At 58.3% G+C, this 26,384-nt stretch carries 26 protein-coding genes; 19 read left to right on the forward strand and 7 right to left on the reverse strand.

Annotated features, from left to right (window positions below; all coding sequences use genetic code 11):
- Nucleotides 1-243 precede the first annotated feature (243 nt).
- The 6 genes from CBB62_05680 (at nucleotide 244) to CBB62_05705 (ending at nucleotide 7,778) form a co-directional block, all read left to right on the forward strand.
- A complete protein-coding gene (locus CBB62_05680; protein OUT41802.1) occupies nucleotides 244-1,812 on the forward strand; it encodes a 2-isopropylmalate synthase in 1,569 nt (522 codons plus the stop codon).
- A 218-nt stretch (nucleotides 1,813-2,030) separates the two neighbouring features.
- Nucleotides 2,031-3,071, forward strand: coding sequence for a rod shape-determining protein (locus tag CBB62_05685; protein ID OUT41803.1), 1,041 nt, complete (start codon nucleotides 2,031-2,033; stop codon nucleotides 3,069-3,071).
- Nucleotides 3,072-3,235: 164 nt separating this feature from the next.
- The gene (locus CBB62_05690; GenBank protein OUT41804.1) at nucleotides 3,236-4,168 is read left to right on the forward strand and encodes a rod shape-determining protein MreC; all 933 of its coding nucleotides are present in this window, start codon (nucleotides 3,236-3,238) and stop codon (nucleotides 4,166-4,168) included.
- Entirely contained in the window at nucleotides 4,092-4,694 is a 603-nt protein-coding gene (locus CBB62_05695) for a rod shape-determining protein MreD (protein ID OUT41805.1), read from the forward strand. The genes CBB62_05690 and CBB62_05695 overlap by 77 nt, the downstream gene beginning before the upstream one ends.
- A gap of 41 nt (nucleotides 4,695-4,735) precedes the next feature.
- Nucleotides 4,736-6,598 (forward strand): penicillin-binding protein 2, encoded by a 1,863-nt coding sequence (locus CBB62_05700; GenBank protein OUT41806.1) that lies wholly within the window; start codon nucleotides 4,736-4,738, stop codon nucleotides 6,596-6,598.
- A gap of 19 nt (nucleotides 6,599-6,617) precedes the next feature.
- Nucleotides 6,618-7,778, forward strand: a complete 1,161-nt coding sequence (locus CBB62_05705; GenBank protein ID OUT41807.1) for a rod shape-determining protein RodA — start codon at nucleotides 6,618-6,620, stop codon at nucleotides 7,776-7,778.
- An 11-nt stretch (nucleotides 7,779-7,789) separates the two neighbouring features.
- On the opposite strand, the gene CBB62_05710 is transcribed toward CBB62_05705, so the two are convergent.
- The 7 genes from CBB62_05710 to CBB62_05740 all read right to left on the reverse strand — a co-directional run bounded on the left by CBB62_05710 (nucleotide 7,790) and on the right by CBB62_05740 (nucleotide 13,789).
- The gene (locus CBB62_05710; protein ID OUT42668.1) at nucleotides 7,790-8,539 is read right to left on the reverse strand and encodes a hypothetical protein; all 750 of its coding nucleotides are present in this window, start codon (nucleotides 8,537-8,539) and stop codon (nucleotides 7,790-7,792) included.
- A 95-nt stretch (nucleotides 8,540-8,634) separates the two neighbouring features.
- The gene (locus CBB62_05715) at nucleotides 8,635-9,138 is read right to left on the reverse strand and encodes a hypothetical protein (protein OUT41808.1); all 504 of its coding nucleotides are present in this window, start codon (nucleotides 9,136-9,138) and stop codon (nucleotides 8,635-8,637) included.
- A 93-nt stretch (nucleotides 9,139-9,231) separates the two neighbouring features.
- Nucleotides 9,232-9,777, reverse strand: coding sequence for a hypothetical protein (locus CBB62_05720; protein OUT41809.1), 546 nt, complete (start codon nucleotides 9,775-9,777; stop codon nucleotides 9,232-9,234).
- A gap of 103 nt (nucleotides 9,778-9,880) precedes the next feature.
- Nucleotides 9,881-10,858 (reverse strand): MBL fold metallo-hydrolase, encoded by a 978-nt coding sequence (locus tag CBB62_05725; GenBank protein OUT41810.1) that lies wholly within the window; start codon nucleotides 10,856-10,858, stop codon nucleotides 9,881-9,883.
- 18 nt (nucleotides 10,859-10,876) lie between these two features.
- On the reverse strand, nucleotides 10,877-12,148 hold the full coding sequence (locus CBB62_05730; protein OUT41811.1) for an S-methyl-5-thioribose kinase: 1,272 nt from the start codon (nucleotides 12,146-12,148) through the stop codon (nucleotides 10,877-10,879).
- An 85-nt stretch (nucleotides 12,149-12,233) separates the two neighbouring features.
- Nucleotides 12,234-13,220: a hypothetical protein gene (locus CBB62_05735; protein ID OUT41812.1), complete on the reverse strand. Its 987-nt coding sequence runs from the start codon at nucleotides 13,218-13,220 to the stop codon at nucleotides 12,234-12,236.
- Nucleotides 13,217-13,789 (reverse strand): hypothetical protein, encoded by a 573-nt coding sequence (locus CBB62_05740; GenBank protein OUT41813.1) that lies wholly within the window; start codon nucleotides 13,787-13,789, stop codon nucleotides 13,217-13,219. The genes CBB62_05735 and CBB62_05740 overlap by 4 nt, the downstream gene beginning before the upstream one ends.
- Before the next feature lie 306 nt (nucleotides 13,790-14,095).
- On the opposite strand from CBB62_05740, the gene CBB62_05745 reads away from it, so the two are divergent.
- The 13 genes from CBB62_05745 (at nucleotide 14,096) to CBB62_05805 (ending at nucleotide 26,371) form a co-directional block, all read left to right on the forward strand.
- Nucleotides 14,096-15,016 (forward strand): branched-chain amino acid ABC transporter permease LivH, encoded by a 921-nt coding sequence (locus CBB62_05745; GenBank protein ID OUT41814.1) that lies wholly within the window; start codon nucleotides 14,096-14,098, stop codon nucleotides 15,014-15,016.
- A 24-nt stretch (nucleotides 15,017-15,040) separates the two neighbouring features.
- Nucleotides 15,041-16,645: a branched-chain amino acid ABC transporter permease gene (locus tag CBB62_05750; protein ID OUT42669.1), complete on the forward strand. Its 1,605-nt coding sequence runs from the start codon at nucleotides 15,041-15,043 to the stop codon at nucleotides 16,643-16,645.
- Nucleotides 16,642-17,553: an ABC transporter ATP-binding protein gene (locus tag CBB62_05755; GenBank protein OUT41815.1), complete on the forward strand. Its 912-nt coding sequence runs from the start codon at nucleotides 16,642-16,644 to the stop codon at nucleotides 17,551-17,553. The genes CBB62_05750 and CBB62_05755 overlap by 4 nt, the downstream gene beginning before the upstream one ends.
- Nucleotides 17,554-17,560: 7 nt before the next feature.
- A complete protein-coding gene (locus tag CBB62_05760) occupies nucleotides 17,561-18,271 on the forward strand; it encodes an ABC transporter ATP-binding protein (GenBank protein ID OUT42670.1) in 711 nt (236 codons plus the stop codon).
- 2 nt (nucleotides 18,272-18,273) lie between these two features.
- Nucleotides 18,274-18,615, forward strand: a complete 342-nt coding sequence (locus tag CBB62_05765) for a hypothetical protein (GenBank protein OUT41816.1) — start codon at nucleotides 18,274-18,276, stop codon at nucleotides 18,613-18,615.
- 212 nt (nucleotides 18,616-18,827) lie between these two features.
- Nucleotides 18,828-19,937, forward strand: coding sequence for a branched chain amino acid ABC transporter substrate-binding protein (locus tag CBB62_05770; protein ID OUT41817.1), 1,110 nt, complete (start codon nucleotides 18,828-18,830; stop codon nucleotides 19,935-19,937).
- 214 nt (nucleotides 19,938-20,151) lie between these two features.
- Complete coding sequence (locus CBB62_05775) at nucleotides 20,152-20,691, forward strand: hypothetical protein (protein ID OUT41818.1); 540 nt, start codon at nucleotides 20,152-20,154, stop codon at nucleotides 20,689-20,691.
- Nucleotides 20,678-21,250: a hypothetical protein gene (locus CBB62_05780; GenBank protein ID OUT41819.1), complete on the forward strand. Its 573-nt coding sequence runs from the start codon at nucleotides 20,678-20,680 to the stop codon at nucleotides 21,248-21,250. Before CBB62_05775 ends, CBB62_05780 begins: the two co-directional genes overlap by 14 nt.
- Nucleotides 21,251-21,295: 45 nt before the next feature.
- Entirely contained in the window at nucleotides 21,296-22,840 is a 1,545-nt protein-coding gene (locus CBB62_05785; GenBank protein ID OUT41820.1) for a hypothetical protein, read from the forward strand.
- Between the two features lie 291 nt (nucleotides 22,841-23,131).
- On the forward strand, nucleotides 23,132-23,329 hold the full coding sequence (locus CBB62_05790) for a hypothetical protein (GenBank protein OUT41821.1): 198 nt from the start codon (nucleotides 23,132-23,134) through the stop codon (nucleotides 23,327-23,329).
- Between the two features lie 118 nt (nucleotides 23,330-23,447).
- Nucleotides 23,448-23,969, forward strand: coding sequence for a hypothetical protein (locus CBB62_05795; protein ID OUT41822.1), 522 nt, complete (start codon nucleotides 23,448-23,450; stop codon nucleotides 23,967-23,969).
- A gap of 10 nt (nucleotides 23,970-23,979) precedes the next feature.
- A complete protein-coding gene (locus CBB62_05800; GenBank protein OUT41823.1) occupies nucleotides 23,980-24,864 on the forward strand; it encodes a Flp pilus assembly protein CpaB in 885 nt (294 codons plus the stop codon).
- 49 nt (nucleotides 24,865-24,913) lie between these two features.
- Entirely contained in the window at nucleotides 24,914-26,371 is a 1,458-nt protein-coding gene (locus CBB62_05805) for a hypothetical protein (GenBank protein ID OUT41824.1), read from the forward strand.
- Nucleotides 26,372-26,384: the final 13 nt, after the last annotated feature.

The following is a 26,384-nucleotide window of genomic DNA, read 5'->3' on the forward strand; positions in this document are numbered from 1 at the left end:
TATCCTCGCTTCTGCTCGACCTTCTTCGACTTAACGGCCCCTGGGCTCGTTTCGGCTGAATGCATCTGACGAATTTGCAATAATACAGCCAGCGCTCAGGGGATAATTCAAGCGGTGGCGGATCGTGCATCGTCTGTTTACGCTTTTTCCCAGAATTTAATGCTATTCCTGCTGGAGGGCAGGCACCGGCTTGGGCTATTACCCGTGACCAGAGCTTGAGCGGTGGAACCGGAGCAACAGAATATGAGTACGACCAATAAAGTTGAGCAGTCTGATCGTGAGCAGGTGATCATTTTCGATACCACCCTGCGTGATGGTGAACAGTCACCCGGCTGCTCCATGAACCTCGCTGAAAAACTGCGGGTTGCCGCCCAACTCGAAGCCATGGGCGTCGATGTGATCGAGGCCGGGTTTCCGGCTGCATCGAATGGTGATTTCGAAGCCGTCCAGCGCATTGCCGAGCAGGCGAAGAAGGCCCGTATCACCGGGCTGTCGCGGGCGAGTGAGAAAGACATCACCCGTGCCGCCGAGGCGGTAAAACCGGCCCCGCTCAACCGCATTCACACCTTTATCTCCACCTCGCCGCTGCATATGGAGCACAAGCTGCGCATGACGCCGGAGCAGGTGCTGGAGCGGGTCGAGAACAGCGTTAGCCTGGCACGCAATCTGGTCGAGGATGTGGAGTGGTCCGCCGAGGACGGCACCCGTACTGATCATGATTTCCTGTGCCGCTGTGTCGAGACGGCGATCAAATGTGGTGCCCGTACGATCAATATCCCGGATACCGTCGGCTATACCGTGCCGGAGGAATATTACGCTCTGATCAAGATGCTGTTTGACCGGGTGCCGAATATCGACAAGGCGGTGCTGTCTGTTCACTGTCATAATGATCTGGGGCTGGCCGTTGCCAATACCCTGTCCGGTCTGCAGGCCGGTGCCCGTCAGGTCGAGTGCACGATCAATGGTATCGGCGAACGTGCCGGTAATGCGGCGCTCGAAGAGGTGGTGATGGCGCTCCGCACCCGTGCCGAGCTGTTCAATCTCGACACCAATATCGATTCTACTCAGATCACCAAGGCATCGCGCCTGATCTCAACCATCACCGGTTTCTCGGTCCAGCCGAACAAGGCAATCGTCGGGGCCAATGCCTTTGCCCATGAGAGCGGCATCCATCAGGACGGCATGCTCAAACATGCCGGTACCTATGAAATCATGACCCCGGCTTCCGTTGGTCTGACCGAGAGCAATCTGGTGCTCGGCAAGCATTCCGGTCGCCATGCGTTCCGCGAGAAGCTGGCCGAGCTCGGCTATGAGCTGGGTGACAATGCCCTCAATGATGCTTTCCAGCGGTTCAAGGATCTGGCCGACCGCAAGAAGGATGTCTATGACGAGGATCTGATTGCGCTGGTCGATGATGAGATGGGCCACGACAACGACTTCCTGCGCTTCAAATCCGTACGCATTCAGGCCGGCAGCGAAGGCCCGCAGGTCGCCAAGCTGGAACTATTCATTGACGGCGAGGTCAAGGCGGTTGAAACCGAAGGGCAGGGGCCGGTCGATGCCTGTTTCCGGGCCATGCGGGCGCTGTTCCCCCATGATGCCGTGCTTGAGCGGTATGAGGTGAAGGCGGTTACCGGCGGCACGGATGCCCAGGCAGAGGTTGTGGTCAAGCTCACCGAAAACGGCAAATCCGTGCTCGGCTCCGGTGCCGATATTGATACGCTGGTGGCCAGTTGCCGCGCCTATGTCCATGCGCTGAACAAGCTGATCGTCAAGCGTCAGCGCAAGGCGCCGGACGCGCTCACCGCCTGACCGATTCTTGCCAGAAATACCGGCTGATAAACAGTTGACCTGATAATCAGCCGGTATTCTGCAGACCCATCTGTTCAAGAATTGTGGTTAATCAACAGCTTCTGTGGGTGCCTTTACTTTAACACTGGCAGTCCGGTCCGCTCTGCGCTGTATTGTGGCTATCGTGATTTTTCTGCAGCGCCACATGGCTTGCTGCGCAGCATCTTAAGACCGGTCCCATGTTCTCAAAACTTCTCGGCTTTTTCTCGGCTGATATGGCCATCGACCTCGGTACAGCGAATACCCTCGTTTACGTCAAGGGGCGTGGTATCGTCCTCAACGAGCCTTCGGTGGTGGCAATCGCCAATCGTCGCGGCAAGAGTCAGGTTCTGGCGGTTGGTAACGAGGCCAAGCAGATGCTCGGTCGTACCCCTGGCAACATTCAGGCAATCCGACCGCTTCGTGATGGCGTGATCGCCGATTTCGATATCGCCGAGGAAATGATCAAGCACTTCATCAAGAAGGTGCATAACCGGGCGAGCTTCGCCAGCCCCGAGATCATCATCTGCGTCCCCTCAGGCTCTACCAAGGTCGAGCAGCGGGCGATCCGTGAGTCTGCCGAGGCTGGCGGTGCGCGTATTGTTCACCTGATCGAAGAGCCCATGGCCGCCGCTATAGGGGCTGGGTTGCCGGTGACCGAGCCGACCGGGTCCATGGTTGTCGATATCGGTGGCGGGACCACGGAAGTTGCCGTGATCTCGCTCGGCGGCATTGTCTATGCCCGCTCGGTCCGGGTTGGCGGTGACAAGCTGGATGAGGCGATCATCGCCTATATCCGTCGCAACCATAACCTGCTGACCGGTGAGGCATCTGCCGAGCGGATCAAGAAGGAAATCGGGTCGGCCTGCCCGCCGGATGATGGCGAAGGCCGGATGATGGAAATCAAGGGCCGTGATCTGATGAATGGCGTGCCGAAAGAGATCATGATTAGCGAACGCCAGATTGCCGAAAGCCTCGCCGAACCGGTTGCGGCAATTGTCGAGGCGGTCAAGGTCGCGCTCGAGCACACCGCGCCGGAACTGGCGGCCGATATCGTCGATAAGGGCATCGTGCTGACCGGTGGTGGCGCATTGCTCGGTAATCTCGATTACGTCCTGCGTCAGGCAACCGGCCTTGCGGTGACGGTGGCGGATGATCCGCTGACCTGTGTCGCGCTCGGCACCGGCAAGGCGCTGGAAGAGATCAAGGTTCTGCGCAACGTACTTGTTGCCGACGGCTGATCACCTCAGGCCCCCGGACAGAGTCTTTCGAGTCACACTGAGACCTTCTGTCCTGGCACCTGATTCATCCGGGGCTGCACTTCCCGGCCAAGCTGAGGTACACTTCAAGTGTATCGAGCTACTGATTCGTTCTTGAATGACAGAGATAACGGTCACTTAACGACGTGAACAACAAAGCGCCCCGTCCAGCAACCAGTGTCGTCGCCATAGCGCGCCCGTCCGCCAGCCTGAAATGGGTTGCGCCCTGTTTGCTGTTCTTCGGTCTGGGGCTGATTGTTACCGATCAGATCAAGCCGCAACTGACCGATCCCGTCAAAATGGCTGTCGTTGATGCAACGACACCGGTTCTGTCCGCCATTGCCCATCCCGTTGCGAGTGTTGAGAACGCTGTTTCCGCCGGCAAGGAGTTGCTGTTCCTGCATGAGGAAAATGAGCGTCTGCGTCTGGAAAATGAACGCCTGCGCGCCTGGTATGTGGCAGCACAGCGTTTGAGCGCTGAGAACCGTGATCTGCGCGAGCTGGTGGATTATGAGGCGGTCTGGCTCAATCCGGAACTCTCCGCACGGGTGGTTGCCGATACCGGCGGTGCCTTTGCCCGCAGCGTCCTGATCGATCACGGCAGGGACCGTGAGGTTGCCAAGGGCATGCCTGCGGTTACCTCATCCGGCGTTGTCGGTCGGGTGCAGGATGTCGGGCATCATTCCGCGCGTATCCTGCTGATGACCGATCTCAACAGCCGCATCCCGGCGATGCTCGAGAAGAATGGCGAGCGTCTGGTGGTGGCTGGTGACAACAGTGCCCAGCCACGGGTGCATTATGTGCGTACCGATGTGCCACTCGCGATTGGCGATCAGATCGTCACCAGCGGTGTTGGTGGTATCTTCCCGGCAGGGTTGCCGCTTGGCACTGTCACCTCGTTGACCCCGGTCACCGGTCGCTCCGAGCTTGAGGCCCGTATCCAGCCGAGCGTCAATCTGTCGAAACTGGCGATAGTCAGCCTGCTGCCGACCGCGATTGCCGATGATCCGCTGGCAGAAGAAGCAGTGCCTGATCAGATCGAAGCGGCACCTGCGAGCGAACAGGCAACGGATGGGTAAGTCACTCGCCGCGCATGGATCGGTACAGTTCCTGACGCGACTTGTACCGGCGCTGACCCTGTTTATTGCCATCATTTTCAGCATAAGTCGTATTTCCCTGCCGCTGCTGGGCGATACCATGCCGCCCTATATGCTGGCGGTGGTGTTTGTCTGGGCGATTTACCGCCCGGACTGGCTGCCGGTCTGGGGTGTGTTTGCCGCCGGGCTGGTATTTGATGCGCTGGCCGGTCTGCCGCTCGGGCTGACAGCGGTCCTGCTGGTGGCAGTTTACTGGCCGATCACGATGCAGCGGCAGATATTCCTGCGCGAACCGTTCCCGTTCCTCTGGCTCAGCTTTGCAGTTGTATTGGTCGTGGTGGAAATGTTGCGCTGGTTGCTGGTGTCGCTGCTCACACTTGATGTCGCAGGTTTTGGATTGGTGCTGGCCAATATCGGGCTGGGCTGTGGTATATTTCCGGTGATTGGCTGGATGTTGATCCGGTGCAATCACGTACTGACTGGCGCTGAATTGGCGGGCCAGTCCTGACCTGATTAACTGATGAAGTCTGGTGCGAAACCAGGTCCCGGATGGCCAGAGACATTGATCGTGAAAAAGTAATCGGCCGCCGCGCTCTGATACTGGGAGCGGGCCAGTTGGCGCTGTTTACCGGGCTTGGTGCACGGCTTTACCAGTTGCAGGTACTTGAGGGCGATCGATACACCATGCTGGCCGAGGACAACCGGATCAACCTCCGGCTCCTGGCCCCGCTGCGTGGTATCATCACCGACCGTCATGGCGAGCCGCTGGCATCGAATCGTCAGGCATTCCGGCTCGTGGTTGTCTCCGAACAGACGCCGAGCGTGGAGAAGACGCTCAATGATCTGAAAAGCCTCGTGCCGATCAATGACGATGAGATTGCCGATATCATCAAGGAAATCCACCGCAAGCGTGCCTTCACCCCGGTAACGGTGAAGGAGAACCTGAGCTGGGATCAGGTCTCGACGGTTGAGGTCAACCTGCCCGATCTGCCGGGTATCCAGACCGAGGTTGCCTCGGTCCGCTACTATCCGGACGGTCCGGCCTTTGCCCATATGATCGGCTATGTCGGTGCGGTATCGCCTGCGGACCAGAAGGCGGGGGAGCCGGTACTCAACCTGCCGTCATTCAAGATCGGCAAGAACGGGCTTGAGCGGAAATATGAAACCGAGCTGCGTGGCATTGCCGGAACCAGTCAGGTCGAGGTCAATGCGCTGGGTCGGGTGATCCGGGAACTGTCCCGCGATGAGGGCCATCCCGGTGATGAAATGGCGCTGACCATCGATGCCGAGTTGCAGCGCTTTACCCATGAGCGGCTGTCGCGTGAACGCAGTGCCTCGGCAGCCGTCATGGATGTGCACAGTGGCGATGTCTATGCGCTAGCCTCCCATCCGGGCTTCGATCCCAATGATTTTGTCTATGGCATTTCGGCGACCAAATGGCAGGGGCTGCTCAATGACCCGGCGGCACCCCTGACCCATAAGGCAATCGGCGGGCAATATCCGCCCGGCTCCACCTTCAAGATGCTGACCGCACTGGCAGCACTGGAGGCCGGTGTCGTCTCGCCCGAGGAGACGGTGTTCTGTCGTGGCCATATGCAGCTTGGCAACCACCGGTTCCACTGCTGGAAACGCGGTGGCCATGGTCATATGAATCTGGCCGACAGCCTCGCCCAGAGCTGTGACGTCTATTACTACGAAATGGCCATGCGGCTCGGTATCGACAAGATCGCCGAAATGGCGCGGCGGTTCGGTATAGGCCAACTGACCGGTATTGATCTGCCGGGTGAGCGCCCTGGCCTCATGCCGGACCAGAACTGGAAGCTGGGGGCGATCGGGGAACGCTGGCAGCGCGGTGAAAGCCTCGTGGCCTCGATCGGGCAGGGCTATGTCCTGACAACGCCGCTGCAACTGGCCCTGATGACGGCACGGCTGGCCAATGGTGGGCTGGCGGTGGAGCCACGGATCATTCGCAGCCTTGGCAGCGATGGAGAGCCTGTCCGTGAGGCAGAGTCTCTTAATGTCTCAAAAGAGCATTTGCGCCTCGTACTCAATGGCATGAACCGGGTGACCAATCATGCGCGCGGTACAGCCTATCGCTCGCGGATCACCGAGGCGGGTATGGAAATGGCGGGCAAGACCGGTACGGCACAGGTAAAGCGGATCAGTCTTGCCGACCGCCGGGCCGGGGTGAAGAACGAGGATCTGGAATGGAAGTATCGCCACCACGCCCTGTTTGTCGGTTTCGCGCCGTTTGACCGGCCGCGCTATGCCTGTGCGGTCGTGGTCGATCATGGCGGTGGTGGATCAAGCACGGCGGCACCGATTGCCCGCGACATCCTGAAGGCGGTACAGGAACGCCGCCCGGCGGACCCGTCGCCGGGTGCGATAACACCACTGGATCAACCGATATGATCACCGGGAGTGCAGCCATATGAGCCTCGTTGGACTGGGCGGCCCGGATCGCGACTGGCATCCACTGCGCCGTCTGACCGGAATTTCAATTATCCTGCTGATCCTGATCCTGAGCATTGGCGGTGTCGGTGTGACCGCGCTCTATTCGGCTGCCGGTGGCAGCATGGACCCCTGGGCAAACCGACACGCCATTCGGCTTGGCATTGGCATTGTCGCCATGATGATGCTGGCGATGATCGATCTGCGTTACTGGTTCCGGCTTGCCTATCCGATTTATGCAATCGGCATTCTCAGCCTGATCGGGGTTGCGATCATCGGCGAGATCGGCGGCGGCGCCCAGCGCTGGCTGCAGATCGGTCCCTTGCAGATCCAGCCATCGGAGTTCATGAAAATTGCCGTGGTGCTGGCGCTGGCTCGCTACTACCACACTCAGACACTCCAGGAAGTGACCCGCTGGCGTAATCTGGTTGTGCCCGCGGTACTGATCGGCCTGCCGGTGGCGCTGGTGCTGAAACAGCCGGACCTCGGCACCTCGATCATGATCGCTGCTGCCGGTGGTGCCATGGTGTTCCTGTCCGGGGTACAGCTCTGGAAATTCGGATTGGCGGCAGGACTTGGTGCGGCGGCGGTGCCGGTGGTCTGGTCCCAACTGCATGATTATCAGAAGAAGCGGGTAATGACCTTTATCAATCCCGAAGCGGACCCGCTCGGTGCCGGGTATCACATTACCCAGTCCAAGATTGCCCTTGGTTCCGGCGGCGTGTCGGGTAAGGGGTTCCTGCAGGGAACCCAGAGCCACCTGAATTTTCTGCCTGAGAAGCAGACCGATTTCATCTTCACCCTCTGGGCCGAGGAATGGGGGCTTATGGGCGGCGTATTGGTGATTGTGCTCTTCGCCCTGATCCTGCTCTACGGCATCCTGCTTGCCCACCGCTGTCGCAACCATTTCGGCCGGTTGCTGGCGCTCGGCCTATCGGTCAACCTGTTCCTGTATCTGGCCGTCAATATCTCCATGGTCACCGGGCTGATCCCGGTTGTCGGCGCACCACTGCCGCTCATCTCCTATGGTGGGACGGCCATGCTCGCGGTGATGATCGGGTTCGGGCTGATGATGGCTGTCTCGATCAACCGGGATACCGAAATCCCGCGTCATCCGGGGCGGTTGCCCGGCTTTGACTGATCAGATGTGGATCAGCGGGTCGCTGTTTTGATCATATCTGGTGCCGGTGCCGTGGCTATTTCCAGCAGCAGCTTTTCCAGAATGATGTCGTGAAATTCAGCCGGTTCCTCGACGGTTTTGACGAAAGCGCCATTGCCACCGATGATGTCCCGCTCGTAATGCAGCACAAGCGGTATGCCGCCCGGCCCGGTCATGCCGCCACCGCGATAGTTGAGCGCCAGCCCGTTGATCGTAATCCCGTCACCCAATGCCTGTTGCCGGGCGATGGGCAGGGGCATCCCGCCATATTGGCCTGAATCACCGGAGACATCGATCACCTTGCGAAAACCGGCATAGGCATTGTCGCGGATCATGGCCGTGCCAACAGCGATGGCATTGGAAATGGAGTTCCAGCCATAGGCTTTGCGTGGTGCGCTGCGGATCAGATCGGCAAAGGCTCTGGCACTGGCCTCATCTTCGATAAGGTGCCAATCGGCGATGACCTCCTGGCTGTCGGCACCGCCCCATTCCAGATAGGTGACGGCGATCCGGCTATAGATACCGGCCTTAATGACATTGAGCACTTGCGGTGCGGTAATGGCGGCGGCATAGCCCTCGCGCTGGACCTGCAATTCCTCATCCGAGATCGACCCAGACCCATCGGCGGCAATGACCAGTTCCACATCAACCGGCAGCCCGGCAGCATCCTGCCCATGCGCCGGAAATCCGGACAGCATGAGCGGCAGGGCGATAACAGCAATCATCACGGCTGATCGTATTATGGACGATGCGGGGACAGTTTGCATGCGAACCAGTGTACAGCAGGTCGGTCATGCCGGGAAGCTGTGCAGTGGCGATGGTTGGGGTTAGTTGTGCCTCAGCCGAGCTTGTCGGTGGCGATGCCCATGGCGGCGAGCAGTTCCCGTGCTTCCGGGCCGCCATCACCGGTGATGCGTTTGTCGATCACCAGTTCCATGGCATCGATATGCGAGCCGATCAGCTTGATCCGCTTTTCCGACAGACCCTTCAGGTCGACCGCAAACTCATACAGGCTGTCACCGATCTGGGTCAGCAGATCAAAGCCGAATGTCCCGGCCATGCCCTTGACCTCACGGGCGGTGGCAGCAATTACGGCAAGTGATTCTGCATTTGCCACATGATCTTCCTCAACCGCACGGAAGGCAGTGCGCAGTTTGGTCAGCTCAAGCCGCATCTGCTCCATAAAGGCACCGGCGCGCTGGTCGATCTTGCTCTGCGCGGCTTCAACCTTGTGCTTGCTGAACTTTCCGGATGGTCCGCCGGACTTCTTTTGCAGTTTGCGGGATGCGGGCAGAAATTCTGCCGGGGCATCATCGCCTGTCTTGTCATCATCAGGTGACATAAACACTCCATGCGGATGAACTGGTTGTAATCATACAAATATTAGCAGGTTATTTCTATAGCCAACCCGCAGGTCCCAAAATAAATGTACCTGTCAGCGTCTGCGATCGGTGCCGTTATAGGGAACGGCTCTGCGTCGCCGGTCGGGGCCGAAATACTGACCGGTCTTGACGAAGGCGCGAGGCTTTTCGATGACGCTGGACAGCCGGGCAACGATGGTACGCACCGAAACCGGCTTGGTGAGAAACTCGGTGACACCGGCATCGCGGGCCTGGGTTACCCATTCGAGGGTTGAATAGGCCGATACCATGATAAACGGCAGGAAACGGATGTCCGGGTTGTGGTGACTGCGTACCCATTTGAGCAACTCATAGCCATCGCATGGCTGCATGGCCCAGTCGGAGAAAATCAGGTCATAGAGCGGAGTCGACATATCGCCTTCGCTGCTTTTTTCCAGCTCTGCCTTGGCTTCCTCGCCATTATGTACGGCGACCGTGTCGCCCACGGATAGTTCGGTCAGAATGTCACTGATCAGCGAGCGCATGAACTCGCTATCCTCGGCGACCAGTACGCGAACACCCCTCAGGTCATACTCTTTGCTCATGGTGATCCTGCTGCCCAGTAGAAGTAGCCAGAGCATACAGCTTTAAGTCTTGATGACCCAATTACATACGCAGATAAGCGACGCTTTGACTGTCATGCTGTTGCCTAACGGTTTCGGCTGATACAGCCGCTTGTCGATCTTAAAGATTGAGCTGATAGCTCAGCGGCACATAGCGATAGCCCTGATCCTTTGCCTCGATATAGCCGATGGCCGGGAATGGCATGTGATAGCCGATGAACGGTACCCGATCAGCGGCGATCATGCCGAATACCTGCTTGCGACTGTCGGCGGCGTTCTGCTTGTCCATGTCGAATTTGACATGCCAGTCAGGGCGCTGGAGCGACAGGACAAAGTGGTTGGCGGAATCCGCCGTGATCACCAGACGCTGGCCGTTGCTCTCCACATGATAGACCGTATGTCCCGGCGTATGACCGAATGCTGACATGGCGGTGATACCACTGATCACATCGTCGCCATCCTTGATAAAGGTGGTTTTCTCGGCCAGCGGGACGATGTTGGTCATTACCAGTTGGTGTCCGCCAGCGAGGCCGTCATTGCTCGCCAGATCGGGATTGGTCCAGAAGTCATATTCGGTGCCGGGGGCGACATAGCGGGCATTGGGGAAGGCAGGTTTGCCGTCTTCCATCAAGCCGCCGATATGGTCGAAATGGAAATGGGTCAGGACCACCACATCGATCTGCTCCGGGCTGAACCCGGCGGCACCGAGGCGCGCCAGCAGGGCACCGGCATTGGGACGGCGACCGGCACCATTCCCGGCATCGAACAGGATTACCTCACTGCCGGTATTGATGAGGGTCGGGGTAAAGCCGATCTCCAGTGCTTTGGGCGGCAGCATGTTATCGAGCGCCAGTTCGCTGACCTCGGTTTCCGAGACATTGGTGCCGAAGATGCTATGGGCATCGGGTACCTGAAAGGCGCCATCATAAATTGTCGTGATCTCGAAATCACCGAGCTTCACACGTCGGAAAACCGCGGCTTCGCTACCCATCATCGGGGCGGCGGCAAAGCCGGTTGCGGCATTGGTGGTGGCGAGCACCAGCCCGGCACCGGAACTGGCAAGCAATGTACGACGGGAGAGGTTGAGGCTGTTTGACATGGGATTTGCTCCTGTTGCTTATGGCTGATGCCGCTGGGCTAGGGGGGTTATATCTGAAATGGACCGGATTGTGTTACGCGCAACCACCAGATCGCGGGCAATTGTCAGGACATGGCGCTCACAACGGGCGCGCAAGGCGGGATCGTTTATTTCCTCGAGATCTTCCACATGGGAGATGCCGATTACCCGGCGGGTCATCTTGGCCCCGGCAAAGCCGGCACTGTCGGTCAGTACCTGCGCCAGATAGCGGTCGGTGAAGGCCAGTGCCGCCCGGTCATCGAACAATCGGGCGGGCAGCAGGGCGTCATCGCCGTCATGCCGCCGGGTCAGGACCAGTTGCCGGAACGCTTCGGCAAAATGCCGCCAGATGCCCTCGATCGTCTGCAATATCCAGTCTGCGTAATCCCGGTTGTCGCCATGCCCCGGCACAGCGCAGAAGGCAATCAGCAGATTGCCGATCAGGGCACCGATATCGAAGCCCATGGGCCCGTGAAATGCCCATTCGGCATCAATCACGCGCGTTGCATCCGGTGTCACCATGATGGAGCCGGTATGCAGATCGCCATGGATCAGGGATTGGGTACGGGTACGGAAAATCTCGTTCAGATCGGCGGCCGCCTGATGCCATTCACGGTCCTGATGAATGGCGCTCACCATATCGTCGAGCAGCGGGTTCCATTTGTTGAGCGGCGCCGACCAATAAGGACCGGTGAAGATTACGGTTTCGGTCGTCGCACACAGCTTGGCATTGCCGGTGAAGCGCTCCAGAAGCTGTTTCTTCGCGACCGTGGGCAGGGCGAGGTCGCTGGTGTGGAACAGGGTTTGCGCCAGATACTGTCCCGCCTGTTCAGCCAACCGGGGCAGGGCCATGCCCTCGATCAGGGCGCGGCGCAGCACCGTGAAGCCGGCCAGATCCTCCATCACCAGCAGGGCAGCATCGGCATCATAGTCGATGATGGCCGGCACCATATCCGGGCAGATGCGGTGGTATTCCGTTAGCGCCGCCTGTTCAAAGGCGATACGGCTGCTCGGGAATGGCCAGCTCTCACCGATTACACGGATATAGGGCGGGGCGTATTTGGCGATGATGGACTGCCGTGCCGAGGCCACCCGGAACACCGCATTCATATTGCCGTCGCTGATTTCGGTCACGGTCCATGATCCATGATCCGGCCCCAGCAATGCGGTAACGGCATCCCGTGTCGCCAGCTTTTCGGCGATGTTCCGAACGGTCAGGATGTCAGGTTTGCGCATCGGCTGGTTGTTCCGACAGAACGCTGGAAAGGGCATGCAGGTTTATGGCTAGCGCGGTCGTGGCGATTGCACAATAAGCGCTGACGCTTACGTGATTATCGCGAATTAAACTGGCCTTGAATCAGAATGGGCGCAGCGAGCGGCCTTCATGCCCCTTGGGCCGGATCGGCCGGGCAAAGGCCGGGATCGGATTGTCATTCTCGTTACGCATCAGCAGCGCCATGCGGCGTGGATCGACAAGTCGCTGGTTGCGACCGGGTTTGCGCTTCTTGCCACCGAAGAAGATTGGATTTCGGCGCAGTGACTCACCTGTACGTTTGCTTAGCACCTTGTCCTTATCAAGGTAATTACCACCGCTGTGATGCCAACCGAGCTGTTTGGCGGCGGTGTTGGGAATATTCCGGTCCGCCGGAATGCCCTCGTCGCGCAACTCCTTGTAATACTCGGCAAAGCCTTCCTTGTAGATGCTGACCAGATTGGTGCGGAAATAGCGTTTGAATGCGGCAAGCTGGGCCGTGCCGTCCTTGAGCGATGCCGGGTCTCTCTCAACCGCGCGCTCGAAGGCGGTGTGCACGGTACGGTAATACGGCAACTCCTTGGCTGCCTCACGGGCACCGGGACCGATTTCTGTGTGCTGGATTTCGGCCAGAACCTGCGCCTCACTGGAGGCGGCGTCGGCTTCGAGCAGCATGTTCCAGACCGTGAAGTCGCGCCGCTTCAAGCGGTCAACGCGGTCGGTGCCCATGATGGTCGCATACTGATAGGCATGGCGGATTTCATGGGCGAGGGTCGAGATCAGCTGTTCCGGCTTGGCATGGCTGGACAGATAGATCACCCGCTCATCCGGTTCGATCGCGCCATATTCCTCCATGGTGTCATCGAAGATCACCTTGAACGGCTTGCGACCGACCTCGCGCATCATATCGGTGAAGGTGGGGCTTTCCGACAGGGCGTGCAGCGCTGCATGGAAACCGTTGGCGAGGTCTTCATGTTCATACTCGCCGTAATCCTCGTCCTCATATTCCACATGGAATTGCTTGGCGAGACGGTTGAGTTTCGAGGAAACGGGGGACGCCTTGCGTGCCGCCCGAGCGGAATGTCGGCTCATTGACTGGTGACCGACCCGGCGCTTGCGTCGCTGGTAAAGCTGATCTGGCCATTGCCATGCACGAGTGCATTGAGCGGCATGGCGCGGCCATCCTCGTGCCAGATGCCGGTAACCGACCAGGCATCGTTTGCCGCTGCTTCAACCGCCAGTGGCCGGTCGCCATCAATCTGGCGATTGCGGCGGCCATGCTCGGTAAAGCGCCAGTAAAATTCGATATAATCGGCAAGGGTATCGGGCGTCAGGTGCAGGCGATCCCTGCTGGCAAGTTCCTCAATCAGCCGGGCGGAGTAGCGAATCGCCAGACAGGTGCCATCGGAAAACAGCATGGCATAACGGGTGGTCTGGCCGAGGCCGCGACGACCGCGAATACGCAATATCTTGCCATGATGAAGGAAGGACGGTTCCTGTTCCGCCAGCCGTACCTTTTCAGGTGTGCTCAACCGTGGTCCGAATGTGGCCGAAAGGATCGACCAGACCTGCGTGACGCCATCGGCTGTCAATGGCTGCCAGCCATCATCAAAGCTCATAAGGTCAACATCAAAAGCAGTTGCGGTGATTACAGGCTTCACGAAATACCGTTCCTTGTTACGTTATCGTCAAGCAACTCATTCATATCACTTTCATGCAAGTAAATGGCTGTTTTCTTAGGGTTTTCTAAATATAAAACCCTAATTGACTGGGTATGTGAAATCAGTTAAGCAATCCGGCGTCTTGTTAATGTTAAGAAAATGTGACGTAGTTGAAACCGCTGTTTGCCAAGGTTCTCAACAGCTCATTTTGCCGGTTCCTTGCTGATAGCGGCCTGATCGGCTAAGCAGGTCTCGCCATAAATTCGTCAAAGCGCATGACGGCATTGCTCAAAATACTGGAGCCCCATGGAATATTTCCTTCAGCAACTCGTTAACGGTCTGACCCTTGGCGCGATCTTCGGATTGATCGCCATCGGCTACACCATGGTTTACGGCATTATCGGCATGATCAACTTTGCCCATGGCGATATCTACATGGTGGGGGCCTTCATCTCGCTGATGACCTTCCTGCTGCTCGGATTTGGCGATGTGCCGGTGGTGTCGATACCGGTGGCGATTGTGCTGGTGCTGGCGGTCGCCATGGCCTTTACCTCGATATATGGCTGGGCGGTCGAACGAATAGCCTACAAGCCGCTGCGTGGCTCATTCCGGCTCGCGCCGCTGATTTCCGCACTCGGTATGTCGATCTTCCTGCAGAACTATGTGCAGATCGCACAGGGTGCGCGGGTCAAGCCGCTGCCGCCGGTGCTCGAGGGCGGTGTCACCCTGCTTAAGGGTGAGACTTTTGACGTTACCATCAGCTATCAGCAGATCCTGATTGTTGTCCTGACCATCGTTCTGATGGCTGGCTTTACCTTCCTGATCCAGAAAACCTCACTCGGTCGCCAGCAGCGTTCCTGCGAACAGGATCAGAAGATGGCGGCACTGCTCGGCGTCAATGTGAACCGGACCATCTCCACCACCTTCCTGATGGGCGCGGCGCTGGCTGCCGTCGCCGGGACCATGGCGGTGATGTATTACGGTGTAATCCACTTCTTCATCGGCTTCCTCGTCGGGATCAAGGCGTTTACCGCGGCGGTTCTGGGCGGGATTGGCTCATTACCGGGCGCCATGTTGGGCGGTTTGCTGATCGGCCTGATTGAGGCGTTCTGGTCCGGCTATTTCGATGTCGAATACAAGGATGTCGCGGCGTTCTCCATTCTCATTCTGGTCCTGATCTTCCGGCCGAGCGGGCTGCTCGGCAAGCCGGAAGTCGAGAAGGTTTAAGGTGAGGGCAGGAGCATGAGCGATATGACAAAACCTGTCCCGGCTGACGACTTCGACCTTAACCAGTTGCTGCGTGAGAGCTTTCTCGCCGGTCTCGCGGCCCTTGCCCTGACGGTCACCATGATCGGCATGGAAACCGCCAGCATCAACAGCAAGCTGGTGATCCAGTATCGCTGGGCTGAAGTGCTGGTTGCGGTCATCCTCGTCGCGGTCGCCCGTTTCGGCTTTGGCCTTGTGCGGGCGAACCGGCCTTTGCCATCGCTGATAGTCGGCGCGGTTGCTGCTATTGTTGGTCTGATTGTTCGCTATTCTTTGGGTGAAGCAGAGGCCGAGGCGACGACCAGTCCGTCCCTGTTACTGATAGCCGACCGTTTTCCGGGTGTTCTCGGTAGCGGTGTTGTGCAGGGCATTCTGATCCTCGGTGGCGGTGCCTTGGCACTGGCCTCGGTGATCCGCATCTACAAGATGCGCCGGGCCATGGGGCCGGAAAACCCGAAAACCGGCCTGTTTTACAAGGCGCCGAAAATCGGTGGGCACGATATCCAGTCACTTATGGCGACCCAGGGGCTGAAGATTGTCGGTGCCATCGGCATTATCTTTGCCGTGCTATTTCCGGTTCTGGTTGGCAATGACCGTTATGCCGTTGATCTGGCGACACTGGTCCTGACCTATGTCATGCTCGGTTGGGGCTTGAACATCGTGGTTGGTCTGGCCGGACTGCTCGATCTCGGCTTTGTCGCATTCTATGCCGTCGGTGCCTATTCCTACGCATTGTTGGCTATTCACTTCGACCTCAGCTTCTGGTTCTGTCTGCCGCTGGCCGGTGTGCTTGGCGCATTCGCCGGATTGATCCTCGGTTTCCCGGTGCTGCGTTTGCGCGGGGATTACTTCGCGATTGTCACCCTCGGTTTCGGGGAGATCATCCGTATTATCCTGATCAACTGGAAGGAATTTACCGGCGGGCCGGACGGGCTCTACGACATTCCGCGACCAAGCTTTTTCGGCATCGCCGAGTTTACCCGCAAACCGGCGGAAGATGGCCTGCCTGCCTTCCATGAGATGTTCGGGCTGGATTATTCATCCATGCACCGGCTGATCTTCCTTTATTACCTGATTTTGGCGCTGGCGCTGATCGTTAATTCGGCCTCCTTGCGTATTCGCAAGCTGCCGATCGGGCGGTCATGGGAAGCGCTGCGCGAGGATGATATCGCCTGTCAGGCGCTGGGCATCAACCGGCGCAATATCAAGCTGGCGGCGTTCATGATTTCAGCCTCGATCGGCGGTTTTGCCGGTGCCTTCTTCGCCACCCGTCAGGCCTTCATCAGCCCCGAGAGCTTTACCTTCATCGAGAGCGCGATTGTGCTGGCGATTGTGGTGCTCGGCGGCATGGGCTCCCAGACCGGCGTGGTGCTGGCGACCTTTTTCGTGATCTTCCTGCCGGAGTATTTCCGCGAGTTGGAAGAATACCGGATGCTCATGTTCGGTGCCGCCATGGTGGTGATCATGGTCTGGAAGCCGCGCGGCCTGCTCGCCAATCGTGAGCCGACGGTACGCCTGCATGACCGAAGACCGCCGGACAAGGCGGAACAGGTGGCGGCCACGGCCTCAGCCCCGGTAGGTGTGTCATGAGCGAGTATCAGAGCAAGAATGACCTCCTGCTGGATGTGCAGCAGCTGACCATGCGCTTCGGTGGTTTGGTGGCGGTCGACAGCGTCAGCTTCAAGGCCCATGACGCCGAGATTACTGCGGTGATCGGCCCGAACGGTGCTGGCAAGACCACGCTGTTCAACTGTCTCACCGGTTTCTATAAGCCGACACAGGGCATGTTGCACCTGACCGCCAAGGACAGCCCCGAGCATCTGCTCGAGCGGATGGAAGGGCACGACATATCGGCCAAGGCACGGATTGCCCGGACCTTCCAGAATATTCGCCTGTTCGACCGGATGAGCGTGCTTGAGAACCTCCTGGTGGCCCAGCACAACAAGCTGATGAAGGCATCCGGCTTCACCTTTGCCGGTCTGCTCGGCCTGCCGGTGTATCGCAAGGCTGAAAAGCAGGCGGTAGAGCTGGCGAAATACTGGCTCGACAAGACCGGTCTGACCGAACGGGCTGACTGGGAGGCCGGTAACCTGCCCTATGGTGACCAGCGCCGTCTGGAAATTGCCCGGGCCATGTGTACCGAGCCATGCCTGCTGTGCCTCGATGAGCCTGCGGCTGGCCTGAACCCGCGCGAAAGCGGTGATCTCAACAAGCTGCTGACCTTCATCCGGGATGAGCACAAGCTCGGCGTCCTGCTGATTGAACACGATATGAGCGTGGTGATGAAAATCTCTGACCACATCATTGTGCTCGATTATGGCCGCAAGATTGCCGATGGCCTGCCGGAAGCCGTGCGTAACGATCCAGCTGTGATCCGTGCCTATCTGGGCGAGGAAGAGGATGAGGAACTGCCGCCCGAGGTTGCTGCCGATCTGGCAGGGGAAGCTGCGGGGAAAAAGGCTAACGAAACATCAGGGGGAGGGCAGACCGATGTCTGAGCAACCCATGCTGCAAATTGAGGGTGTGCACACCTTCTATGGTGCGATCGAGGCCCTGAAAGGGGTGTCGCTTGAGGTCAACAAGGGTGAGATCGCCACGCTGATCGGGGCCAATGGTGCCGGTAAATCAACCCTGCTGATGACCCTGTGCGGCAGTCCGCAGGCCCGTGAGGGCCGGATCGTTTTCGAGGGGCAGGATATCTCATCCATGCCGACCCACGAGATCGTCCGGCTCGGTATTGCCCAGTCACCGGAAGGACGGCGGGTTTTCCCGCGCATGACGGTGATGGAAAACCTGCAGATGGGCACGCTGGTTACCGATGGCAGCCATTTCCAGCGCGATCTCGACCGGGTATTCGAACTGTTCCCACGCCTGAAGGAACGCCAGAACCAGCGTGGCGGCACGCTGTCCGGCGGTGAGCAGCAGATGCTGGCCATCGGGCGGGCCTTGATGAGCCGCCCACGCCTGCTGTTGCTGGACGAGCCATCGCTCGGTCTCGCCCCGATGATCGTGAAGCAGATTTTCGAGGTGATCCGGGAAGTGAACGAGCAGGATGGCATGACCGTGTTTCTGGTTGAACAGAACGCCTATCATGCGCTCAAGCTCGCCCATCGCGGCTATGTGATGGTGACCGGTGAAATCACCATGTCGGGCAGCGGTGCCGAATTGCTCGCCAATGAGGAAGTGCGCGCGGCCTATCTGGAAGGGGGGCATTGATCATGGAACAGTTTCTGGGCATTTCCCTGCTCGGCTTTGTCATCGTCACCTTTGTGCTGTTCGGTTTTTGCTCATTCATGACCGGGCAGGCGCTGGCCAATGGCTGGCAAAAACCATTGAAGATCATCCCTTACGGCGCGCTGCTCGCCTGTGGTGATCGGTTCATCGGTTATGCGCTGGCCGGGGGTGATCTGACCTCTGTTACCGGCTTTCTGGCGGCCTGGCTGGTGCTCGGTCTGATCTGCTATGCCGCGTACCGGCTGACACTGGCGCGCAAGATGGTCAACCAGTATCCGTGGCTCTACCAATTATCCGGACCTTTTTCATATAAATCCAAGGCATGAGCTTGAAACATTAGTTGCGGCAATTATTTGTCGTGCTAATGTCCGGCCTAACGTTTTTCGCAATGCAGCGTTGCTGAATTGGCAAGCGTTGCAGCGAAAACCGAGAGATTCGATCAGGGGAGCGCCGTTTTCGCGTAACCGATGATTGATGTCACCCCATTCGCCAGAAGCCAAGCGACTGGCGAATACCTAAATCCCAAGGGAGCTTTTACATGACTTTTACCCGTTTTGCTGTCGCTGCTTCAGCGCTGGCCATCGGCTTTTCCGCCACAGCCGCCAAGGCTGACATCGTGATCGCAACCGCTGGTCCAATGACCGGCCAATACGCATCATTCGGTGAGCAGATGCGTCAGGGTGCCGAAAAGGCTGTTGCTGACATCAATGCCGCCGGCGGTGTCCTCGGCGAGAAACTGGTCCTGAAAGTCGGCGACGATGCCTGTGATCCACGTCAGGCTGTTTCGGTCGCAAACCAGTTCGTGAATGAAGGCGTTGTCTTCGTTGCTGGCCACTTCTGCTCCGGTTCTTCCATCCCGGCTTCCAAGGTTTATACCGAGGAAGGCATCCTGCAGATTTCACCTGCTTCCACCAACCCGAAGCTGACCGATGAGGGCGGCGAGAACGTCTTCCGTGTCTGCGGTCGTGACGACCAGCAGGGCTCCATCGCCGGTGAATTCATTGCTACCGAATATGCTGGCCAGAACATCGCCATTCTCCATGACCGCACCGCTTACGGTCAGGGTCTGGCTGAAGAAACCAAGAAAGCCCTCAACGCTGCCGGTGCTACCGAAGCGATGTTCGAGAGCTATACCCCGGGCGAGAGCGACTATTCTGCTCTGGTTACCAAGCTGAATGCTGCTGATGTCGACGTTGTCTATGTCGGTGGTTACCACACCGAAGCCGGCCTGATGCTGCGTCAGATGCGTGCACAGGGTATGGATACCCAGCTGATCTCCGGTGACGCACTGGTGACCGACGAGTACTGGTCAATCACCGGTGATGCCGGTGAGGGCACCCTGATGACCTTCGGCCCTGACCCACGCAACTTCGCTGAAGCTGCCAAGGTCGTTGAGGAAATGCGCGCTTCCGGTAAAGAGCCAGAAGGCTACACCCTTTACACCTATGCCGCGATCCAGGCATTTGCCGAAGCTGCAGAAGCTGCTGGTTCAACCGATGTTGACGAGCTGATCGAAGCACTCGGTGAAGGTGAGTTCGACACCGTTATCGGTGAGCTGACCTTCGACGACAAGGGCGACATCGAGCAGCCTGCCTATGTCTGGTACGAGTGGAAAAACGGCACCTACGCTGAAGTTGCTGGCCAATAAGCCATTTTGCCGATTGCCGGCAATTCGCTACAAATGATCAGGGCCCGCCTTTCTGGCGGGCCTTTTTCTTTTGAGATGAATTTGAACTACATTTGTTTTTAATAATAAAATAATTACTCAAAATAACGCAAAAATATCGAAACGATATACTTTGACGGTATTTGAAATTCGGCGTACATCACCAGTGGTTATTCTTTTTATGTAGTGTCGGTGTATGTCGAGCAGCATTTCTGTGCATTGGTCTGTACTGCTGGGTCGCTTGCGGCGCTTCGGCAGAGAGCGTGACGGCTCGACGGCGGTCGAGTTTGCGCTCTGCGTCATGCCGTTTCTGATCATCACCATCGGCATTATCGAACTGATGCTGATGTTCTTCACGGTATCTGCCATTGAGGGTGCCATGGATCAGGCAACCCGTATGGTTCGCACTGGCCAGATGCAGGATGCCGGCGATCCTGAACAGGCATTCCGGGCCGAGCTCTGTGCCCATACCATTGCGGTGCCCTGCAGTGAAATACGGTTCGAGATGGTCTCCGGTGAGACGGTGGGTGAGGTCAGCGATATCGCTCCGTTCTGGGACAATGATGATGAAGGCAATGGCGATATTGATATTGGTGAGACCAGTTCCTTTGTGATTGCCCGTGCAGCCTATGATTTCCATTTCATCACGCCGCTGATGGGCGCGATGATGGGGGCTGGGCTTGATAACGAGGTGCCGATCAGGGCAACAGCGGTGGTGCGTAATGAGCCATTCTAACAGTACCCGCCGTCCTCGGGGTGTCTGCCCCCAAGGTATCTTCCGCCGCTTCTGCCGGAATGAGCGGGGGGCAGCGGCCATTGAATTTGCCGGGGTATTCCCGATCCTGGTGGCCCTGCTGCTCGGTTCCATTGATGTCGGGCGCGCCTTGTGGATGGCGCGCAAGCTGAATACGGCAACCCAGTCGGTTGCCGATATCCTCGCCCGTGAAGCCCTGTTGAGCGATGATTTCGTCGATGATGTTACCGATGCCGCCGGTCTGATCATGCAGCCCTTTGCCACGACCAGCCTCGGCTATGACATTGTCGGCATCCGTTATGATCCCGATGATGGCGACCCCGAGATCAGGTGGCGGGAGACCGAGAACATGTCGATCGCCAACGGCTTCCCGGATCGTACCGAGGGTCTCGGCGGGCCGGGTGAGGGTGTGCTTGCCGTCACCATGCGGGTCGAATATCGGCCGATCTTTATTACCGTTTTTACCGGTCCGATTGAGTTTGAACGAACGGCCATTCTGCGCGGGCGGCAGACACCGTTTGTTGACTATCAGGGGAGCTGATCCCCGATCCCAAGTTGAGGCGACTGCTGTAACCGATCAAGGCCCATGGATGCCATGGGTCCAATGGAGTTGGCCATGATTAGTCGTCAGAAACGTTATCTTGTTTTGCCGCATAAAACCGGACGCCGAACGATGCAACAGGGTGGCTCGATCGGTGTGATCTTTGCCCTGGCGCTGGTGCCGCTGCTGGCCTTTGCCGGATTGGCCGTTGATTACGGTCGAGCACTCCTGTATCGCAACCAGCTGGGTTATGCCCTCGACACTGCGGCACTCGCCGTTGCCTCCTCGACCGGCACCAAACAACAGCTCGAAGCGCGGATGCGGGCCTATCTGGATGCCAATTTCGCCAATGAAGACCTGCATGACGAGATTGATTTCGATCTGGGAGACCCCGGCGAAACCATTACCGCCGAGGCAAGCCTGCGTATGGATACGACCTTCATGGCGGTGCTCGGGCGCCGCTATCTCGATATCAGTGTCTCGACCACGGTTCTGCGGGAAATATCCGGGCTGGAACTGGCCATGGTACTCGATGTGACCGGGTCCATGGCGGGAACCAAGATTGCCGATCTGCGCGAGGCGGCCCGGGCGCTGGTCCGGATTGTCTTTGATGACGAACCGGCACCGGAGTTTCTGCGGGTGGCGGTTGTGCCCTATTCGGCAGCGGTCAATCCCGGCGATGAGGCTGAGGATATCGTCGATATGGGCTGGATGAACAATGTCGATCCCGAAGATATCGGCCTCGATCCCGATGATCCTGAACATAATATCACCTCGATCGACTATGACCCCGGTGATCCGCTGATGTGGAAGGGCTGTGTCCGGGCCCGTGGCGATGGCCATGATGTACTCGACAGTTCGATAGAGGATGGTGGTGAGTGGGAGCCTTATTACTGGCCAAGCTCGTTCGATAATGACTGGGCCGCCGCCGGTGTCGATATGCGTAACAGTCGGGGTAACGAGATGCGCGGGCCGAATATCGGCTGCCCGACGCCGATCCTGCCCCTGACCAATGACCGGGAGGCCGTGGACGATGCCATTGATGCGCTTGATGCCTGGTCGCGCGGTGGCACCATGGGTAATGTCGGTATGGTCTGGGGCTGGCGTGTCCTGTCGCCCGATCCGCCATTCTCCGATGGTGTTCTGCCCTATGATGAACCGCTCTGGCAGAAGGCCATTGTCATGATGACCGATGGTGACAACCTGACATATCAATGGCCGGATATTCGTGATTACCGTGATCTCGACGGTGACGGGCGGACCAGCGATACGGTGCGCAACACCTATTACAGCAGCGATTACGGCAGTTATGACCGGGTCGAGGAAGGTAATCTCGGCACCACCAGCCGGGGAACGGCAGGCTCGCGCCTCGATGATCGGCTGGAGGATGTCTGTTCCAATATCAAGGAGATCGGCATTACGGTTTTCACCATCACCTTCGGCAGCGGTGTCGATAACACAACCCGGGCGATCTATCAGAATTGCGCCAGCCAGTCCGGCTATTATTTTCACGCGCCCGATGGCGCACAGCTGGAACAGGTGTTCGAGACCGTTGGCAACCAGCTGAGCAAACTGCGGGTCACCAGTTGAGCACGCCTGCTGAGGGCCTCTATGTCGGGCGGCGCGACAGGGTTAAGCCTCTGTTGTGCCGCCCTTATTCTTGATGTGATGTGAATTGTGCCAAATTAAATATAAAAATGTTGTTATTTTTAAATATTAAAAAGTTAGATCAAAATAAACATAAAAATATCCCAAATAAAAATATTTGAAACGGCAAAAAAATGCTGTTTAGATGTGTTCATGAGACAGCGGCAGGTTGGTCGATGAAGTCTCAAGCAGAGCCCCCTCTCTGATAGTATCAAACACAAGCGGAGATTACTTATGTCCAAGTTAAAGCAGTTTCTGGTTCAAGAAGAAGGTGCGACAGCCATTGAATATGGTCTGATCGTTGCCCTGGTTTCTCTGGCAGTTATTGTCGGTTTGAATGCCCTCGGCCCGGTTCTGGGTGAGACCTTCACCTATATCGCCGAGCAGGTCACGGCAGCGACCGCGGAAGGCGGCGGCGGCGACGGCGGCTAATCAGCACCGCCGTATAGCGTAAGACAACAACGCAATGGCCCGGGCAACCTGATGAGGGCCCGGGCCATTCACTTTTCAAGACAAGTTTTCCTAGTGCATTGCATAAGAAAATGCACTGATGCCGGACAAGGGATTGTTCCTGATGGAAATGACCGCGACCCAGCTTCTGTTCGTTCTTGCGTTACTGCTGACAGTGACGGCAGCGGGATTTGATGTTGCGCGTTATCGCATTCCGAACTGGGTAGTGATCAGCCTGATCACGATCTTTGTCGGGGTATGCGCCACGGCCGGGCTTTCCCTGTCGGCGATCGGCCTGCACCTGCTGATTGCCGCTCTGGTACTAGCAGCGTGCTTCGGGATGTTTGCAGCCGGGTGGCTCGGTGCCGGGGATGGCAAACTGCTGGCAGTGCTGGCGCTGGTCATCGGCCCGTCCGGTATCGCGCCGCTGCTGTTTACCACGGCCTATGCCGGTGGCGCGCTGGCCATACTGGTCAGCATGCTCGCCACCCGTGCGGTGCCGGTCTGGCTCGAGGGTGTCGGCATCGCCGGTGGCTACCGGATCGGCATGAAGCGCGTGCCTTACGGGGTTGCGATCGCTGCCGGTGCCGGTGCCGCCCTGATCCCCATGATCCTACGTTGACAAGGAGACGATGATGCGTCGTGGCATGATTACATTGCTGGGTATCGGTGCCGGGGTCGGGATGCTGGTCCTTGCCCTTGGCAATCAGGGCAATTCAACCCAGATCGAAATCCCGAAAATCTCGGTCATGGTTGCCGCGCGTGACATTGCGACCGGTACCGAACTCGGCCAATCCGATTATCGCTGGGAAGACTGGCCGGAAGAGGTCGTGCCAAGCCATGCCATTCGCAAGGGCGCGGAAATCATCGAGGAACTCGACGATATGCGGATGCGGCGCCCGGCCCTTGAGGGCGAGCCGATCTTCGCCAGCATGCTGGTGTCAAAGGACAAGGATGCGGGCTTCCTGGCGGCAACACTGGAGCCGAACCAGCGCGCGATCAGTATTCCGGTTTCGGTCACCACCTCGGCTGGTGGCTTTGTCCGTCCCGGTGACTTTGTCGATGTGCTGATGACCTATCAGGTGCGCATCGAGGGTGACCGCGAAGACCGGCAGGCGGCAATGAGTGTGGTGGCGCGTCATGCCTCGGAAACCGTGCTTGAGCGCATTCGTGTGCTGGCAGTGGATCAGGTGGTCAATGACAGCCGGGACGCGGCCCCGGCCCGTACCGTCACCGTCGCGGTGACCCAGGAACAGGCGGAAAAGCTGACGCTGGCGCAGCAGATGGGTGATCTCAGCCTGTCCCTGCGCTCGCTCAGCGCCGATCAGGCGAAGGATCAGGAGCGCCCTGACAGCGAGAAATTCACTGCCGATATCGGCATTGGCAAGGCATTGCAGGCGGCGGCAATGGCGGCACAGATCAACGGCCAGCGTGGTGAGAATGGCGGCTATAGCGGCAATGGTCCGTCAATCCGCGTCTATCACGGTGCCAGCGTCAGCCATGTGCGGCTGAATTAGGGCTTATCAGGCACGGGCTACAGGCAACATCAACGGGGAAGGCAAGACGATGAAACAGGTGGAAGAACTGCATGGCAATCTGGGTCAGATCCGCGCCCGTTATGATTCCGCAAGCCTGTCCGCGGTACAGCAACGGCTGATCGGTTTTATCGCCTTGTTGCTGATGCTGCTGATGGTGGTCGGTCTGGCCCAATCGGCCAGCGCCAGTACCTTCGTTGAAGGCTCCCGCGAGTTTCGCAGCATCAACCTGACCTTCGGTAAGGCCGAGGTAATCCAGCTCGACCGCACCGCCGGTGAGGTGCTGGTTGGTGACAGCTCGATCGCCGATGCGCGCGTACCATCGCCCCGACGGCTCTATCTGCTCGGTCGTCAGATCGGCAATACCACGGTGTTTGTTTTCGATAGTGATGGCGACATCATTACCCGGTTGGAAGTGCATGTGCGTATCGATGAGCTGACGCTCAACAATACCATTCACAAGCTGTTGCCCAAGGAACGGCAGGTCGAGGTCAGCACGGTCAATGGCGATGTGGTTCTTGCCGGTACCATCAGCTCGCCCTCGGCGGCTGACCAGTTGCGCCGTATCTCCCGACGCTTCGTTGCGGCGGATGAGAATGTCATCGACATGATGACTGTCGCCGGTGAATTGCAGGTCCTGCTCCGTGTCCGCATCGTCGAGCTGAGCCGCGACACGCTCTATGAACTCGGTGTCGAGAGTGACTTCGGTGATCCGCTCAACCCCGATAATGCTGTCGATTTCCTGTTCAATGCCCTGCCTGCGGTCGGCCTTTCCGCCACGCCGTTTGGCGTCGGCTCACTGCTGTTCTCGCCCGGTGGGTTTGGTCCCCTGTCGCTGGTGTTCAATGCGCTGGAGGAGGAAGGGCTGATCCAGGTGCTGGCCGAGCCGAACCTGACTGCCATTACCGGTGAGACGGCAAAGTTTCTGGCTGGTGGTGAGTTCCCGATCCCGGTGGATCAGGATGATGACGGCATCTCTATCGAGTTCAAGCCGTTTGGTGTCTCACTCGCCTTTACCCCGACCGTGTTGAGCGAAGATCGTATCTCACTGCGTCTGGGCACCGAGATTTCCGCCCTCAGCAATGAGGCGGCGATTACCCTGTCGAGCGTTTCGATCCCGTCCCTGACCGTCAACCGCGCGGAAACCGTGGTGGAGATGGGCAGCGGCGGCAGTCTGATGATTGCCGGGCTGATCCAGTCCGAACTGGTCAAGAATGCCCGTGGCCTGCCGGGGATCAAGGATGTGCCGGTGATTGGCCGGCTGGCCCGCTCCGATGCCTTCTCACGTAATGAGTCCGAGGTGATCATCATGGTAACGCCGGTACTGGTGAAGCCGTATCGCAATGGCATCGCACAGGATGTGGCGGTCGCACCGAGCGAGACACCGATCGAGCTCGGCATGATGGATCGGCTGAAGACCGTCTATGGCGATAAGGCCCTGACCGGCCTCGATCAGAGCCAACAAAGCCATGGCTACCTGCTGGATTAACGGAGAACAGTAT

The sequence above is a fragment of the Micavibrio sp. TMED2 genome (genome assembly GCA_002168225.1).
GTDB lineage: Bacteria > Pseudomonadota > Alphaproteobacteria > TMED2 > TMED2 > TMED2.

Excerpts from the sequence above, each read along its gene's own strand:
- CBB62_05680 (OUT41802.1), top strand. The coding sequence starts at position 244 with ATGAGTACGACCAATAAAGTTGAGCAGTCTGATCGTGAGCAGGTGATC.
- CBB62_05800 (OUT41823.1), top strand. The coding sequence starts at position 23,980 with ATGATGCGTCGTGGCATGATTACATTGCTGGGTATCGGTGCCGGGGTC.
- CBB62_05730 (OUT41811.1), bottom strand. The coding sequence starts at position 12,148 with ATGCCCTTTCCAGCGTTCTGTCGGAACAACCAGCCGATGCGCAAACCT.
- CBB62_05725 (OUT41810.1), bottom strand. The coding sequence starts at position 10,858 with ATGTCAAACAGCCTCAACCTCTCCCGTCGTACATTGCTTGCCAGTTCC.
- CBB62_05705 (OUT41807.1), top strand. The coding sequence starts at position 6,618 with ATGAGCCTCGTTGGACTGGGCGGCCCGGATCGCGACTGGCATCCACTG.
- CBB62_05775 (OUT41818.1), top strand. The coding sequence starts at position 20,152 with ATGTCGAGCAGCATTTCTGTGCATTGGTCTGTACTGCTGGGTCGCTTG.
- CBB62_05715 (OUT41808.1), bottom strand. The coding sequence starts at position 9,138 with ATGTCACCTGATGATGACAAGACAGGCGATGATGCCCCGGCAGAATTT.
- CBB62_05785 (OUT41820.1), top strand. The coding sequence starts at position 21,296 with ATGGATGCCATGGGTCCAATGGAGTTGGCCATGATTAGTCGTCAGAAA.
- CBB62_05760 (OUT42670.1), top strand. The coding sequence starts at position 17,561 with ATGCTGCAAATTGAGGGTGTGCACACCTTCTATGGTGCGATCGAGGCC.
- CBB62_05695 (OUT41805.1), top strand. The coding sequence starts at position 4,092 with ATGATCCGCTGGCAGAAGAAGCAGTGCCTGATCAGATCGAAGCGGCAC.
- CBB62_05755 (OUT41815.1), top strand. The coding sequence starts at position 16,642 with ATGAGCGAGTATCAGAGCAAGAATGACCTCCTGCTGGATGTGCAGCAG.
- CBB62_05770 (OUT41817.1), top strand. The coding sequence starts at position 18,828 with ATGACTTTTACCCGTTTTGCTGTCGCTGCTTCAGCGCTGGCCATCGGC.
- CBB62_05735 (OUT41812.1), bottom strand. The coding sequence starts at position 13,220 with ATGAGCCGACATTCCGCTCGGGCGGCACGCAAGGCGTCCCCCGTTTCC.
- CBB62_05765 (OUT41816.1), top strand. The coding sequence starts at position 18,274 with ATGGAACAGTTTCTGGGCATTTCCCTGCTCGGCTTTGTCATCGTCACC.
- CBB62_05780 (OUT41819.1), top strand. The coding sequence starts at position 20,678 with ATGAGCCATTCTAACAGTACCCGCCGTCCTCGGGGTGTCTGCCCCCAA.
- CBB62_05750 (OUT42669.1), top strand. The coding sequence starts at position 15,041 with ATGACAAAACCTGTCCCGGCTGACGACTTCGACCTTAACCAGTTGCTG.
- CBB62_05805 (OUT41824.1), top strand. The coding sequence starts at position 24,914 with ATGAAACAGGTGGAAGAACTGCATGGCAATCTGGGTCAGATCCGCGCC.
- CBB62_05720 (OUT41809.1), bottom strand. The coding sequence starts at position 9,777 with ATGCTCTGGCTACTTCTACTGGGCAGCAGGATCACCATGAGCAAAGAG.
- CBB62_05745 (OUT41814.1), top strand. The coding sequence starts at position 14,096 with ATGGAATATTTCCTTCAGCAACTCGTTAACGGTCTGACCCTTGGCGCG.
- CBB62_05700 (OUT41806.1), top strand. The coding sequence starts at position 4,736 with ATGGCCAGAGACATTGATCGTGAAAAAGTAATCGGCCGCCGCGCTCTG.
- CBB62_05685 (OUT41803.1), top strand. The coding sequence starts at position 2,031 with ATGTTCTCAAAACTTCTCGGCTTTTTCTCGGCTGATATGGCCATCGAC.
- CBB62_05795 (OUT41822.1), top strand. The coding sequence starts at position 23,448 with ATGCCGGACAAGGGATTGTTCCTGATGGAAATGACCGCGACCCAGCTT.
- CBB62_05790 (OUT41821.1), top strand. The coding sequence starts at position 23,132 with ATGTCCAAGTTAAAGCAGTTTCTGGTTCAAGAAGAAGGTGCGACAGCC.